Raw genomic sequence first — 14,774 nt, forward strand, 5'->3', positions numbered from 1 at the left:
CAATCGTTTTCCCCACGTACGGAAGGGGCCCGCGCGAGGACGCGGGCCCCTTCCGCACGCACGCGTCAGGAGGCCGGGGGCCGGGCGGCGAGGCCGCGGGTGTAGTGGGCGGCGGCGAGGACCGAGGCCATCAGCTCGGAGTCGAGCACGGAGGCGTCGGCCAGCCGGGTGGCCGACGCGTGCGAGGCGAGCAGCGTCTTGGTGACCCGCAGGGCGGCCTCGGGGCGGCGCGTGACGGGCCTGGCCCACTCGTCCACCGCCCCGTCCAGGTCCTGCTCGGGGACGACCCGCTGCAGGATGGCGAGCTCCCGCGCCTCCACCGCGCCGACCGGCCGGCCGGTGAGGATGATCTCCCGGACCCGGGCCGCGCCGACCTCGTGGAGCAGGCGGGGCAGCAGCCCGCCCCAGGCGACGGGCAGGCCCAGGGCCAGCTCGGGCAGCCGGAAGACGGCGTTGTCGGCGCCGACCCGCAGGTCGCAGGCGAGCGCCAGGGCGAAGCCGGCGCCGGTCGCCCGGCCCTGGACCCGTGCGACGGTCACGGCGGGGCTGTTGGTGAGGGCGTCGCAGACCCTGCGCGCCCTGTCCCCGTAGCTGCGTATCCGGCCGCCGGTCGGGTCCTCGTCCAGGCCCGCGAAGAGTTCCTCGCGGTCGCCGCCGAGGCAGAAGTCCCGGCCCGCAGCGGACAGCACGATCACCCGCACGGCCGGGTCGGGCACGGCGAGGAGGGCGAGGAGTTCGTCCAGCATGGCGGAGGTGACGGCGTTCCCGGTCTCCGGGCTGTCCAGCTCGACGTGGAGCACCGCTCCCCGGAGCTCGGAACGGACCGTACGGACCGGCGCGGGCCCGGGTGCCGGCTCGGAGGCCGGCTCGGGTGCCGAAGCGGGGCCCAAAGCGGGTGCCGGCTCGGGTGCCAGGGCGGAGGCCGGCTCGGGCTGGGCGTACCAGCCGGTGGGCGCCGGGGGGTTCGCCGGGTACGGGGGCCGCATCGCGTACGGGTGGTACTGGGGAGCCTGCGAGGAGACGTTCATGCGGCCACTCTCAGGGACGTCACCCGGTGGAAGACCATCCGGGGCGCGTGCTCCGGCGGGCTCACCGCCCGCAGCGTCGGGAAGCGCTCCAGCAGCTGGCCGAGCAGGGCGCGCGCCTCCAGCCGGGCCAGGCCCGCGCCGAGGCAGTAGTGGGCGCCGCCGCCGAAGGTGAGGTGGGTGCCCCGGCGGAGCGGGTCGAAGGTGTGCGGGTCCGGGTTGCGGCGCGGATCGCGGTTGGCCGCGCCGTACATCACGTGGACCATGGTGTCCTTGGGGAGGAACGTCCCGGCCAGCACGGTGTCCTCGCCCGCGACGCGGCTGTTGACGCGGATCGGCGGGTCGTAGCGCAGCGCCTCGTCGATCGCCTCGTCGATGTGCTCGGGCCGCTCCCGCAGCCACTCCCACCGGCCCGGCGACTGCAGCAGCTGCCACACCAGCGAGGAGAGCAGCGTCGCCGTGGTCTCCAGCGAGGCGATGGTGACGAACATGGTGAGCTGGTAGACCATCCGGTCGGTGGCCTCGCGGTCGGACTCCAGCCCGTCCCAGGTGCGGATCCAGCCGGCGATCACGTCGTCGCCGTCGTTCTCGCGGCGTTCCCGGACGAGGCGGGTGAAGTACTCGCGCAGGTCCATGGTGGCCTGCTCGGAGACCGCCAGCTGGCTCTTGGTGGGCAGCAGTTCCTGGGCGTGCACCTGGTTGTGGGTCATCGTCAGGATGTGCGGGTAGTCCGCGGGCGCGATGCCCAGCCAGCGACCGACGGTGCCGATCGGCAGCTGCTCGCCGACCACGGTGGCGAAGTCCGCCTCGCCGTCCGTCCGTATTCGCTCGGCCAGGCGGTCGAGCAGCCCCGTGACGTCGGCCTCGATCTCCGGCGCCATGTCCCGCAGCGTGTTCCGGTCGAAGAGGCTCCCGAGGCTGCGCCGCTGCCGGGTGTGCTCGGGGGCGTTGAGCCGGGAGAGGGTGCGGCTCATCTCCTGGGTGGCGACGGCCTCCCAGCGCTCCGTCCCGGTCTGCCGCTCCTGCCAGGCGAAGTCGGGGACGAGCCAGGTCCTGCCGCGCAGGACCTGGTCGCACGCCTCGTAGCCGGTGACCAGGTAGCCGCCCCAGGGCGCCGGGACGAGGTCCCCGAGCGCCCGCAGCCCGTCGTAGACCGGGCTCGGATCGGCGAGCCCCTCGGCCGACCGCAGCCTCCGCAGCAGCGGGACGGCGGCACGGCGGTCGACCCTGCCGTCAGGGTGCTCCGACTCCGCGGGGCGGGCTTCCAACATGGCGGTCACACGGGCTCCTTCAACACGCGGGCGGGCAGTACGGCGGCGTACTACCCAGCAACAGCGCGCTCAAGCGTCGATCCGTGTTGCCCACGTCACGTACTGCACCGCCGTCGCACGCCGTTCACCTCGCGGTGACCGGGCGGCTTCCGGCGGCGCGTCGGACCGGGATCCCCGGGGCCCCGGACGCCCGGGGCCCTGAATCGGGCCCCGGATCGGGCCCGGGATCAGACCCGAAATCGGGCCCGGGACCGGACCCGGATTCAGACCCGGAAGACGTCCAGGAAGGAGCTCCACCAGCCCTTCTTCTGCGGCGCCCGGGCGGGCGCGGCGGCGGTGGGCTGCGGGTACGCCTGCGCCTGCTCGGAGCCGGCCGGCGAGGGGGCCGGGGCGGGGTCCGCGACCGGCCGCGCGGTGCGGGCGGCCACCGGACTGAACCGCACCGGCAGCGAGACCAGGCCGCGCTGGAACGGGCCCGGCCGCCACTCCACGCGCTCCGCGGGAACCGCGAGCGTGACGTCCGGGAGCGCGTTGAGCAGGCACTCGATGGCGCTCAGGGCGATCAGCTGGGCCGGGGACTTGGCCGGGCAGGCGTGCGGGCCGGCGCCCCAGGCCAGGTGGGCCCCCTTGCTGAGGGTCAGCCGGGCGTCGGTGAGCGCGGGGTCGCTGTTGGCGGCGGCGAAGCTGATCACCACCGGGCTGCCGGCGTCCATCGGGACGCCGCCCAGGTTGAGGTCCTGCATCGGGTAGTGCGTCGCGTAGTTGGCGATCGGCGGGTTGTTCCACAGCACGTCGTCGAGGGCGTCCTCGATGCGCAGTCCGGAGCCGCCCTCGCCGGACAGCAGCAGGAGCAGCGCGTTGCCGATCAGGTTGCGCTCGGGCTCGACGCCGGCGCCCATCAGCATGACCAGCTGGTCCTTGAGCTCCTCGTCCCGCAGGCCGGCCGGGTGCTGGATGAGCCAGGAGGTGATGTCGTCGCCCGGCTGGCGGCGCTTCAGCGCGACCAGGTCCATCAGGCAGGAGGTCAGCTCCTCGTTGGCCTGGATCACGTCGAGGCCGTCGAAGAGCGCGGACATGCTGCGGGTCAGCCGGTCGCCGATGTCGGCCGGGCAGCCGAACAGCTGGTTGAACAGCAGCAGCGGCAGCAGCTTGGCGTAGTCGTTCAGCAGGTCGGCCCGGCCCAGCGCGCTGAACTGGTCGATCAGGTAGCCGGCGATCCGCTCGACGTGCCGGTTGAGCCGGTTGTCGTTGAGCCGGTCCAGGCTCTCGGTGACGGCCTTGCGCAGCCGCAGGTGCTCGGCGCCGTCCGTGAAGAGGCAGTTGGGCCGGTAGAACATCATCGGCAGGACGGGGCTGTCCATCGGCACCCGGCCCTCGTTGAGCGCCGCCCAGCGCCGCGAGTCCCGGGCGAACATCCCCGGGTTCTGCAGCACCCGCAGGGCGGCCTCGTGCGAGGTGACCAGGGTGGCGTCCACTCCGGGGGCCAACTCCACCGGCGCGGCGGGACCGTGGGCGCGCAGCTTGTCGTAGACCGCGTCGGGGTCGGCCGAGAACATCTCCCCGTAGAGCGGCGTGCTCACGCCGACGTGCATCGGGCAGCCCGGCGGAGGCGACTGCGGGACGGGTCGCTGCAGAGATTCCATGGGTCGTTCCTTGGGGGGTGGCCCCGGGCGGGTGCGGACCCGGGAGACGTGAGGGGAGGGAGGCGTGGGGGAGGTCAGGAGGCGCGTTCGAGCAGGTGCCGGACGAGCGTCAGCAGGGCGTCGGCCGAGGACCGCTGGTCCCGCGCGTCGCAGAACACCACCGGCGTGTGCGGCAGCAGGTCGAGCGCCTCGCGGAGCTGGTCCTCGGTGTAGTCGCTCTGCCGGTCGAAGCTGTTGACCGCCACCGCGTACTCCAGGCCGTACTGCTCGATCAGGTCGATGACGGGGAAGGTGTCCGCGAGGCGGGTCGGGTCGGCCAGCAGCAGGGCGCCCAGCGCCCCCCGCGCCATGTCCTCCCAGAGCTGCATGAACCGCTGCTGTCCCGGCGTGCCGAACAGGTACAGCACCAGGTCGTCGCCGAGGGTCAGCCGGCCGAAGTCCAGGGCGACGGTCGTGGTCTTCTTGTCCGGTACGCCACGGAGGTCGTCGACACGGATGGACGCCTGCGTCATGCTCTCCTCGGTGCTCAGCGGGGCGATCTCCGACAGCGCCCCGATGAGCGTGGTCTTGCCGACCGCGAAGTGCCCCACGACCAGGATCTTGACAGCGGTCGTCACCGCGCCGGGGACGTAGATGTCCTCAGGCGAACCGGCGTTGAAGTCCATGCAGTACCTTCTCTAGAAGTCTCGGGTCCGGGGCCTGGGCCGGGGGCGGGGCCGACCGGCGCAGCAGCCGTCCCTCCCGGATCAGGTCCGTCAGCAGCAGCCTCACGACCCCGACCGGCAGCTCCAGCCGGGCCGCGACCTCGGCCACCGAGAGGTAGCCGCCGGAGCACAGCTCCCAGATCGCCCGGGTTTCGGGGCTCGGCAGGGCGGGGAGGTCCTGCTCGGGCGCGACGGTGACCAAGGTGATCAGAGACAGGTCGTCCGCATTCGGTAATTCGCGTCCACCGGTGATGACGTAGGAGCGGATGAAGCCGCCGGTGACCCGCTGTTCCTCGCCGCCGGCCGTCATGAGCCGCTGAGCGTGCTCTGGCGCGGCGCCGCCGACATCGCCCGTCCGAGCGCGCCCACCTGCTGCTGCATCCGGAAGGACATCGCCTCCATGTCGACGTCGGGGGCGGTGGAGGCGGCCAGGTACGCGCCGCTGCCGGCCGCGATCAGGAAGATCCAGCCGTGGTCGTACTCCAGCAGGGTCTGGCGCCAGAGCCCGCCGCCTCCGCCGACGAACGGGGCGACCGCGCGGCTCAGCGACTGCATCGAGCTCATCGCGGCGGCGTTGGTCTCCGCCTCGTCGCGTCCGATCTCGCTGGAGCGTTCGAGCAGGAGGCCGTCGGCGGAGACGAGGATGGCGTGCCGGGCGCCGGGTACCTGGAGTACGTCGTTGAGCACCCAGGAAAGATCACGGCTCACTGGATCTCGGTTCCTTCCGTGGTCATGGTGTTGCGCCCGGACAGCGTGCCGCGCTGGAACGCGCCGAGGCGGGACGGCGTGTGCTGGCCGGTGCTCCGCACCGGCTCCTCGGCCCGACCGGGGTCCAGCGGGTTGGGGACGACCGACACGGGGCGCTGGCGGCGGCGCCGGGGCAGCAGTCCGTCCGCGGTGGTCTCCGGTCCCGCCGTCGCCGCGTACGGCGCCGGCACCGGGGCCAGGGGCGCCGCCGGCTCGGAGAGCGACACCAGCCGCTGGCCGGCTCCCGGCGCCCAGGACTGCGCGGGCTGCTCCACCGGCGCGGCCTGGGCCTGGTAGTCGGTGTAGTCGGTGTGCTCGGCGACGGGCGGGGCCGCGACCTCGCTGCTGAGCAGCTCGGCGGGCAGCAGCACCACGGCGCGCACACCCCCGTACGGGGAGACCGAGTCGACGGAGACCCGGAAGCCGTAGCGGGCGGCCAGCATGCCGGAGACGGCGAAGCCGAACTTCGGGGGGTTGCCCAGGCTGGTGAGGCCGATCGGCGCGCCCGGGTTGAGGAGCAGTGCCGCGCGGTCCTTCTCCTCCTGGCCCATGCCGAGGCCGGCGTCGTCGATGATCAGGCAGACGCCGGTGGGGACGGCCTGGACGCTGACCTCCACCGGGGTGTCCGGGGCGGAGTAGTTGGTCGCGTTGGCGAGCAGCTCGGACAGCACCACGGCGACCGGCTCGACGACCTTGCTGGCGAGCGAGACGCTGACCCGGGAGTGGATCCGCACCCGGTCGAAGTGCCGGATCCGGCCCTGGGCGCTGCGGACCACGTCGTAGACCGAGGCGACGCTCTCGCGGCGGCCCAGCCAGCCGCCGCAGAGCACCGCGATGCCCTGGGCGCGCCGGCCGAACTGGCTGTTCGTGTGGTCGATCGTCATCAGGTCGGCGAGGATCTGCGGGCTGTCGCCGTACTTCCGCTGCACCTTGTCGATGACGACCTGCTGCTCGTCGGCCAGGCCCTGGAGCGTCCGCATCGCCGACTTGAGGACGGCCTTGGTGTCCTCCTCGGCGTCCCGGCGGACGGCGGTCAGCTCGGACGCGTGCTGGCCCTGCAGGTGGTCGTGCAGCGCGGCGAGCTCGTCGCTCCGGCGCTGTGCCAGGGCGCTCGTCTCCTCCAGGGAGGCGTTGCGCCGCCGCAGGGCGAGGTTCGTCCTGCGGGCCTGGAGGGCCGCTCCGACGGCTGCGAGCATCACCACGATGAAGACCCAGAAAAAGGGTTCCTGCACAAATGACGTCATGAAACTCTCTTCAGGTGGCATCGCGTGGAGCCGGTCCGGGCCCCGAAACGCGAATGGGACTGGCGGCCCGAACCTCCCCGAAAGGCACCTGATGTCACATCACATCGAAGTGCATTCCGGCACGAGACCTGCGGCGACGCCTATCGCGGAGTCAGCCTACTGCAACTCATGCCATGTCAGAACAGATACCAAAAAGGGCAGTTGGGGCGAAATTCCACGACTTGCTGGGAACTCTGACAAGAAATGACGGCATTCGTGACGCCGCGTTAACCACAGGGACACGTCCCGACCACACTTCGATTCGCGCGCAGGGTGATTGCGCCGTCACGCCCCGGAATCGACGGCCCTCCGGACACGGCGGCCGCGCATGCGGAAGGGGCCCGCGTCCGTGGACGCGGGCCCCTCCGGTGCAGCCGTCCGTCAGCGCATCGAACCGGTGCGCAGCAGGGTGCGGATGACGCGCATCGCGACCGAGAGGCTGGACAGCTCGTAGTTGTCCGAACCCCTTATGTCGTCGAGGGTGCTCTTGGCGCGGTTCAGCAGGGTCGAGTTGAGCTCGGCCCAGGCGGTGTACCGCTCCTCCGGGGTGGCGCCCTCGGCGCCGCAGGCCAGGACGTCGGCGGTCAGCGCCGCGTGCGCCGCGAAGAGGTCCTCGCGGATCGCGGCCCGGGCCATCGACGACCAGCGGTCGGTGCGGGGCAGCTCGATGATGCGGTCGAGCAGGTGCGAGATCTGGAGCCGGTCGCCCAGGTCGTAGTAGAGGTCGGCGACCTCGGCGACGTCCTTGCCGGAGCGGTCCGCGACCTCGGCGACGTCCAGGGTCGGGAAGACCGAGGAGAGGCCGGCGATCCGGGTGGCCAGCTCCTCCGGCACCCCGGCCGCGGCGAGCTCGCCGTACACGGACTCGAACCAGGTCAGGTCCTCGCCGCGCAGCGGCTTGGGCAGCGAGGCCCAGACCTGGTTGACGCGGTCGTGGAAGAACTCGATGGTGCCGGCGATGTCGAGCGGCTGGCGGCGGTTGTTGAGCATCCACCGGGTGGCGCGCTCGACCAGGCGCCGCGAGTGCAGTCGCATCTTGGTCTGCACCCGGGCCGGGACCTTGTTGTCCAGGTCCTCGATCTCGGCCCAGATCGGCTCCAGGTCGAAGACGGCCCGCGCGGCGGTGTGCGTCCGGGCGATCTCCTCGTAGGTCGCGCCGGTCTCCTCCTTCAGGCGGAAGGCGAAGGTGCAGCCACCGCGGTTGATCGTGTCGTTGACGATCAGCGTGGTGATGATCTCGCGGCGCAGCGCGTGGTTGTCGATCGCGTCGGCGAACTTCGCCCGCAGCGCGCTCGGGAAGTACTCGTGCAGCGCGCTGCGGAAGAACGGGTCGTCCGGCAGCTCGGTGGCCAGCAGCTCCTCGGCCAGGATGATCTTGGTGTACGCGAGCAGGACGGACATCTCGGGCTGCGAGAGGCCGCGGCCGTTCTGCTGGCGCTCACGGATCTGGCGCTCGGTGGGCAGGAACTCCAGGCCGCGGTCCAGTTGGCCGGCCGACTCGAAGCGGCTGATCATCCGGGCGTGCACGTTGACCATGCTGTGCGCCTGGGCGACGGCGTTGGCCAGCACGACGTTCTGCGCGTAGTTGTTGCGCAGCACCAGGTGGCCGACCTCGTCGGTCATCTCGGCCAGCAGGACGTTGCGCTGCTTGACCGTCATGTCGCCCTCGGCGACGACCTGGTTGAGCAGGATCTTGATGTTGACCTCGTGGTCCGAGGTGTCCACACCGGCGGAGTTGTCGATCGCGTCGGTGTCGATCCAGCCGCCGGTGCCCTCCGGGCCGCCGGTGGCCGCGTACTCGATGCGGCCGAGCTGGGTGCAGCCGAGGTTGCCGCCCTCGCCGATGACCCGGGCGCGGACCTGCTCGCCGTTGACCCGGATGGCGTCGTTGGACTTGTCGCCGACCTCGGCGTTGGTCTCGCTGGACGCCTTGACGTAGGTGCCGATGCCGCCGTTCCAGAACAGGTCGACCGGGGCCTGGAGGACCGCCCGCATCAGCTCGGCCGGGGTCAGCTTGGCCGCCTCGACGCCGAGCGCGGCCCGGACCTGCGGGGTCAGCTGGATCGCCTTGGCCGACCGGGGGTACACCCCGCCGCCGGCCGAGATCAGCGACTTGTCGTAGTCGTCCCAGGAGCTGCGCGGCAGCTCGAACAGCCGGCGGCGCTCGGCGTACGAGGAGGCCGCGTCCGGGTTCGGGTCCAGGAAGATGTGGCGGTGGTCGAAGGCGGCGACCAGGCGGATGTGCTCGCTGAGCAGCATGCCGTTGCCGAAGACGTCGCCGGACATGTCGCCGATGCCGATGACGGTGAAGTCCTCGGTCTGGGTGTCGACGCCGAGCTCGCGGAAGTTGCGCTTGACCGACTCCCAGGCGCCGCGGGCGGTGATGCCCATGCCCTTGTGGTCGTAGCCGGCCGAGCCGCCGGAGGCGAACGCGTCGCCCAGCCAGAAGCCGTAGGACTCGGCGACGCCGTTGGCGATGTCCGAGAAGGTCGCGGTGCCCTTGTCGGCGGCGACGACCAGGTAGGTGTCGTCCTCGTCGTGGCGGACCACGTCGGCCGGGTGCACGACCTCGCCGCCGACCAGGTTGTCGGTGATGTCGAGCAGCGCCGAGATGAAGGTCTTGTACGAGGAGACGCCCTCGGCCAGCCAGGCGTCGCGGTCGACCGTCGGGTCCGGCAGCTGCTTGGCGACGAAGCCGCCCTTGGCGCCGACCGGGACGATGACGGTGTTCTTGACCATCTGAGCCTTGACCAGGCCCAGGATCTCGGTGCGGAAGTCCTCGCGCCGGTCGGACCAGCGCAGGCCGCCGCGGGCGACCTTGCCGAAGCGCAGGTGGACGCCCTCGACCTGCGGCGAGTAGACCCAGATCTCGAACGCCGGGCGCGGGGCCGGCAGGTCCGGGATGGCCTTCGGGTCGAACTTCATCGACACGTAGGAGTGCCACTCGCCGGAGGCGGTGCGCTGGAAGAAGTTGGTCCGCAGGGTGGCCCTGATGAGGTTCAGGAAGGAGCGCAGGATGCGGTCCTCGTCCAGCGAGACGACCTCGTCGAGGGCGCCGGACAGCTCCTCCAGGATGCCCTCGGTCAGCTCCAGGGCGCCCGAACGGTGGCTCGGGCTCAGCCGGGCCTCGAACAGGTTGACCAGCAGGCGGGTGGTGTGGGTGTTGTTGCGGAGCGCGTCCTCCATGTAGTCCTGGGAGAACGTGGAGCCCGCCTGGCGCAGGTACTTGGCGTACGTGCGCAGCATCATCGCCTGGCGCCAGGTCAGCCCGGCGGTCAGCACCAGCTCGTTGAAGCCGTCGTTCTCGGCCTTGCCGGTCCAGGTGGCGGCGAAGGTCTCCTGGAAGCGCTCGCGGGCCTCGTCGGTGAGCTCGGTGGCCTCGCGCAGCTTCAGGCCGAAGTCGTAGACCCACGCGGTGGTGCCGTCGGAGCGGCGCAGCGCGTACGGGTGCTCGTCCAGCACCTCGACGCCCAGGCGCTGGAGCACCGGCAGGACCTCGGTGAGCGAGATCGGGCCGCCGACCCGGTAGATCTTGAAGCGGCGCTCGTCGTCGCCGGCGCCGACCGGCTGGTACAGGTTGAGGCGGAAGTCGCCCTCGCCGTGCAGCGACTCGATCTGCTTGATGTCGGCGACGGCGGTGCGCGGCGGGAAGTCGGCGCGGTAGCCGTCGGGGAAGGCGTTGGCGTACTTGTGGCCGAGTTCGGCCGCCTTCTCCTCGCCCAGCTCGGTGTGCAGCTGGTCGTGGAAGCCGTCCATCCAGAACCGCGCGGCCTCGGCCAGCCGGTTCTCGATCCGCTCGATGTCCGTGTCGGAGAGGTGCGGCAGCTCGGTGCCCGGGGCGACCCGGACCACGAAGTGCAGGCGGGTCAGCACCGACTCGGTGGCGTACACCGTGTAGTCGATGGTGGCGCCGTTCAGCTCCTCCTTGAGGATGTCGGTGATCAGCAGCCGGATGCGCGTGGTGTAGCGGTCGCGCGGCAGGTAGATGAACGCCGAGAAGTAGCGCCCGTACTCGTCCTGGCGCAGGAACAGCCGCAGCTTGCGGCGCTCCTGGAGGTAGAGCACGCTCGTCGCGATGGAGAGCAGCTCGGAGGCCGGGGTCTGGAAGATCTCGTCCCGCGGGAAGGTCTCCATGATCTGGAGCAGGTCGCGGCCGTCGTGGCTCTCGCTGGAGAAGCCGGACTCCTCCAGTACCTCCTGGACCTTGCGGCGCACGACCGGGATGCGGGTGACCGACTCGGTGTAGGCGGCGGAGGAGAACAGGCCGAGGAAGCGGCGCTCGCCGATCGGCTCGCCGGCGGCGTTGAACTTCTTCACGCCGACGTAGTCCAGGTAGGACGGGCGGTGCACGGTGGCCCGGCTGTTGGCCTTGGTCAGGACGAGGAGCTTCTTCTCGTGGGCCTTGGCGCGCACCGGCGCGGAGAGCCGGCCGAAGGCCTCGCTGACCGCGTGGTGGGCGTCGTCGTGGCTGTGCGGGTCGGCGCGCAGGATGCCGAGGCCGGTCCCGGCGACGGCCTTGAGGACCTCCTCGCCCTCGTGCTCGACCAGGTCGTACTCGCGGTAGCCGAGGAAGGTGAAGTGGTCGTCGGCGAGCCAGCGCATCAGCTCCCAGGCCTCGCCGACCTCCTGCTCGGGCAGGCCGGCCGGGGGCTCCTCGGCCAGCTCGTCGGCCAGGCGCAGCGCGCTCTCGCGCATCTTGCCCCAGTCCTCGACGACCTCGCGGACGTCGCCGAGCACGCGGCGCAGGTCGGCCTCGATGGAGCGCAGGTCCTCGCGGTCGGTCTCGCGGTCGACCTCGATGTGCATCCACGACTCGACGGTCGCGTCGGCCGGCCAGTCGGTGCCGGCGGCCTGGCTGCGGGAGCAGGCGTCGACGTCCAGGATCTCCAGCAGCTTGCCGGTGATGTCACGGCGGACGACCAGCTGGGGGTGGATCACGATGTGGATCGCGCGGTCCTGGCGGGACAGCTCGTTGGTGACGGAGTCAACCAGGAAGGGCATGTCGTCGGTGACGACCTCGACCACGGTGTGGCCGCAGGACCAGCCGTTCTCCTCGACCGAGGGGGTGTGGACCCGCACCTCGGCGGTGCCCTGCGGGCGCTTGAGGCCCAGCCGGTAGTGGGAGGCGGCCGCGCCGTAGACGTCGACCGGGTCGCGGTCGACCAGGTCCTCGGGCGCGGTGTGGAGGTAGTAGTGGTGCAGGTACGCGGTCAGAGCGCCATTGCTCAGACCTTCCCCCGGCGCCGCTCCCCCCACCTGGCTGTTCTCAGCGGCTGCGGCTGCCTTCTTGAGCAGTTCGGCCTTGGCTGCGTCCAGCTTGGTCTGCATGACTTCTTGGCTCCTGTCGCGCGCCGTTGCGTGACTCGGTGGTGTGTGGATGTACACCGACGGGTCACCGCAATCCTGCCGCACCATCCGACTGAAAGGGGCTCATGGCGCGCATGAAACGTCCTCCCAGCGGGTAGGACGACTCATTCGTCCTGCAGCCACCCGACGACGCCAGCCAGCCTAACCGGATCAATCGAAGGTGGACAGGGACAGGTAGGCGCAAACCCGCAGGAAGTCGGGTCCGTCCTGGACAGCATGTCCAAACCGGAGTCCGGTGTTCACTCTCAGCCCATGTGCGGGTAGCCGTGGTGCGTCGGCGGGACGAAGGACTCCTTGATCGACCGTGCGGAGGTCCAGCGGAGCAGGTTCTGCGCGGCGCCCGCCTTGTCGTTGGTGCCGGAGGCCCGGCCGCCGCCGAAGGGCTGCTGGCCGACGACGGCCCCGGTCGGCTTGTCGTTGATGTAGAAGTTCCCGGCAGTGAAGCGCAGCTCCTCGACGGCCTGGGCGATGGCGTAACGATCCTGCGCGATCACCGAGCCGGTCAGGCCGTACGGGGCGCCCTCGTCGACCCGGCGGAGCACGTCGTCCCAGCGGGAGTCCTCGTAGACGTGGACGGCGAGGATCGGGCCGAAGTACTCGGTCCGGAAGATCTCGCCCCGGTGGTCGGAGGAGACCAGCACGGTCGGCCGGACGAACCATCCGATCGCGTCGTCGTACTGTCCGCCGGCCGCCAGTTCGATCGTCGGATCGGCCTTCGCCCGGTCGATCGCGTCCCGGTTCCTCTCGAAGGCGCGCCGGTCGATGAGGGCGCCCATGAAATTGGACAGGTCGGTCACGTCGCCCACCGCGAGCGCGTCCACCTCGGCCAGGAAGTCGTCCTTGATCCGCTGCCAGAGGCTGCGCGGCAGGTAGGCGCGGGAGAGCGCCGAGCACTTCTGGCCCTGGTACTCGAAGGCGCCGCGGATCAGCGCGGTCCTCAGGATCTCCGGGTCGGCCGAGCGGTGGGCCAGCAGGAAGTCCTTGCCGCCGGTCTCGCCGACGATCCTCGGGTACGTGCGGTAGCCGCCGATGTTGGCGCCGATGGTCTGCCACAGGTACTGGAAGGTGGCGGTGGAGCCGGTGAAGTGCAGCCCGGCGAGCGCCGGGTCGGCCAGCGCCACCGGGGAGACCTGGAGGCCGTCGCCGGTCACCAGGTTGATCACCCCGGGCGGCAGGCCGGCCGCCTCCAGCAGCCGCATCAGGTGGTGGGCGGCCAGGGTCTGGGTCGGCGCGGGCTTCCAGACCACGGTGTTGCCCAGCAGCGCCGGGGCGGTGGGCAGGTTGCCGGCGATCGCGGTGAAGTTGAACGGGGTGACCGCGTAGACGAAACCTTCCAGCGGGCGGTGGTCGGTGCGGTTCCACACGCCGGGCGAGGAGGCCGGCTGGTCGGCCAGGATCTGCCGGGCGAAGTGGACGTTGAACCGCCAGAAGTCGATCAGCTCGCAGGCGGAGTCGATCTCCGCCTGCTGAGCGGTCTTGGACTGGCCGAGCATGGTGGCCGCGTTGAGCGTCTCCCGCCAGGGGCCGGCGAGCAGGTCGGCGGCGCGCAGGAAGACCGCCGCGCGGTCGTCGAAGGAGAGCGAGCGCCACTGCCGCCCGGCGGCCAGCGCCGCGTCCACCGCCGACCGGGCGTCCTCCCGGGTGGCGTTGCCGAGCACGCCCAGCTTGGCGGCGTGGTGGTGCGGCTGGACGACCTCGATCCGCTCGCCGCCGCCGAAGCGCTGCTCGCCGCCGATGACCATCGGCAGCGGGACCTGCTCGGCGGCCAGCTCGTCCAGCCGCCGGACCAGCCGGCCCCGCTCCGGGCTGCCGGGCGCGTACGCGTGCACCGGCTCGTTGACCGGCACCGGGACCTCGGTGACTGCGTCGATGGGCATGGTGGCTCCGTCCTGGCGGCTGGTCGGGTGTGACACCAGCCTGACCAGCCGGGGCGCGATCCGCCCGTTCAGACACGCGGACGGCGGACGTGGCGCCCGCCACGTCCGCCCGCTTCCCGGGGCCCGCGGTCCGGCCCGGGACTGCGGCAGGGCCCGGGGTTCAGCCCGCGATCCGGCCGGCCAGCTCGACCGCCTCGGCCAGACTGTCCACCACCGGGACGCCGACCGGCTCCAGCTTCTCCCGGGTGTGCGAACCGCCGGTGTAGAGCACCGCGTGGGCGCCCGCGCCGAGCGCCGCCACGGCGTCGTCCGCGGCGTCGCCGATCAGCACCGTACGGGCCGGGTCCACCCGCTCGCCGAGCGCGGCCAGGTGCCGGGTCAGGTGCTCCGCCTTCTGGCCGCCGGACGGGCCGCTGCGGCCGTCCACCCGCAGGAAGCCGCCGGTCAGGCCGAAGGTGTCGACCAGCGGGAGCAGCGCGTCGTGCTCGTACATCGACAGCAGCGACTGGCTGTTCCCGGCCGCCCGCCAGCCGTCCATCAGCTCGCGCACGCCCTCGGTCAGCCCGCAGGAGGCGCTGAGCTCCCGGTAGCGGTCGTGGAACGCGTCGTCGAGACTCAGCCACTCCTGCGCGGAGGGCATCCGGCCGAGCAGGCGCTGGTAGAAGCGGGGGATCGGGATCTCGTACTGCTCGCGGTACTCCTGGAGGCTCATCGGCTCGATGCCGACGGTCGCGAACGCGGCATTGCTCGCCCCGAGCACCGCCTCCATGTCGTGGAAGAGCGTGCCGTTCCAGTCCCAAACGATGTGAGTGCGCACAGGGTGAAACGGTAACCCGACCGGGTGACACGCCGGTAGG

General features: G+C 71.6%; 10 protein-coding genes. All 10 read right to left on the reverse strand.

What is annotated here, in order from left to right; translation table 11 throughout:
• Positions 1-65: 65 nt before the first annotated feature.
• Positions 66-1,028, reverse strand: coding sequence for an enoyl-CoA hydratase-related protein (locus ACGFSC_RS29970; protein WP_359908515.1), 963 nt, complete (start codon positions 1,026-1,028; stop codon positions 66-68).
• Positions 1,025-2,296, reverse strand: coding sequence for a cytochrome P450 (locus ACGFSC_RS29975; protein WP_359908582.1), 1,272 nt, complete (start codon positions 2,294-2,296; stop codon positions 1,025-1,027). The genes ACGFSC_RS29970 and ACGFSC_RS29975 overlap by 4 nt, the downstream gene beginning before the upstream one ends.
• 263 nt (positions 2,297-2,559) lie before the next feature.
• A complete protein-coding gene (locus ACGFSC_RS29980; RefSeq protein ID WP_359908518.1) occupies positions 2,560-3,939 on the reverse strand; it encodes a cytochrome P450 in 1,380 nt (459 codons plus the stop codon).
• Between the two features lie 74 nt (positions 3,940-4,013).
• On the reverse strand, positions 4,014-4,604 hold the full coding sequence (locus ACGFSC_RS29985; protein ID WP_359908521.1) for an ATP/GTP-binding protein: 591 nt from the start codon (positions 4,602-4,604) through the stop codon (positions 4,014-4,016).
• A complete protein-coding gene (locus tag ACGFSC_RS29990; RefSeq protein ID WP_359908523.1) occupies positions 4,579-4,953 on the reverse strand; it encodes a DUF742 domain-containing protein in 375 nt (124 codons plus the stop codon). Before ACGFSC_RS29990 ends, ACGFSC_RS29985 begins: the two co-directional genes overlap by 26 nt.
• Complete coding sequence (locus ACGFSC_RS29995; RefSeq protein ID WP_359908526.1) at positions 4,950-5,351, reverse strand: roadblock/LC7 domain-containing protein; 402 nt, start codon at positions 5,349-5,351, stop codon at positions 4,950-4,952. Before ACGFSC_RS29995 ends, ACGFSC_RS29990 begins: the two co-directional genes overlap by 4 nt.
• Positions 5,348-6,634, reverse strand: coding sequence for an ATP-binding protein (locus tag ACGFSC_RS30000; RefSeq protein WP_359908529.1), 1,287 nt, complete (start codon positions 6,632-6,634; stop codon positions 5,348-5,350). Before ACGFSC_RS30000 ends, ACGFSC_RS29995 begins: the two co-directional genes overlap by 4 nt.
• A 420-nt stretch (positions 6,635-7,054) precedes the next feature.
• Complete coding sequence (locus ACGFSC_RS30005) at positions 7,055-12,001, reverse strand: NAD-glutamate dehydrogenase (RefSeq protein WP_359908532.1); 4,947 nt, start codon at positions 11,999-12,001, stop codon at positions 7,055-7,057.
• Between the two features lie 284 nt (positions 12,002-12,285).
• Positions 12,286-13,911, reverse strand: a complete 1,626-nt coding sequence (gene pruA / locus ACGFSC_RS30010) for an L-glutamate gamma-semialdehyde dehydrogenase (protein ID WP_359908585.1) — start codon at positions 13,909-13,911, stop codon at positions 12,286-12,288.
• 166 nt (positions 13,912-14,077) lie between these two features.
• Positions 14,078-14,734: an HAD hydrolase-like protein gene (locus ACGFSC_RS30015; protein ID WP_359908535.1), complete on the reverse strand. Its 657-nt coding sequence runs from the start codon at positions 14,732-14,734 to the stop codon at positions 14,078-14,080.
• Positions 14,735-14,774 lie beyond the last annotated feature (40 nt).

The sequence above is a fragment of the Kitasatospora sp. NPDC048715 genome (genome assembly GCF_043198905.1).
Taxonomy (GTDB): Bacteria; Actinomycetota; Actinomycetes; order Streptomycetales; family Streptomycetaceae; genus Kitasatospora; species Kitasatospora lactacystinica.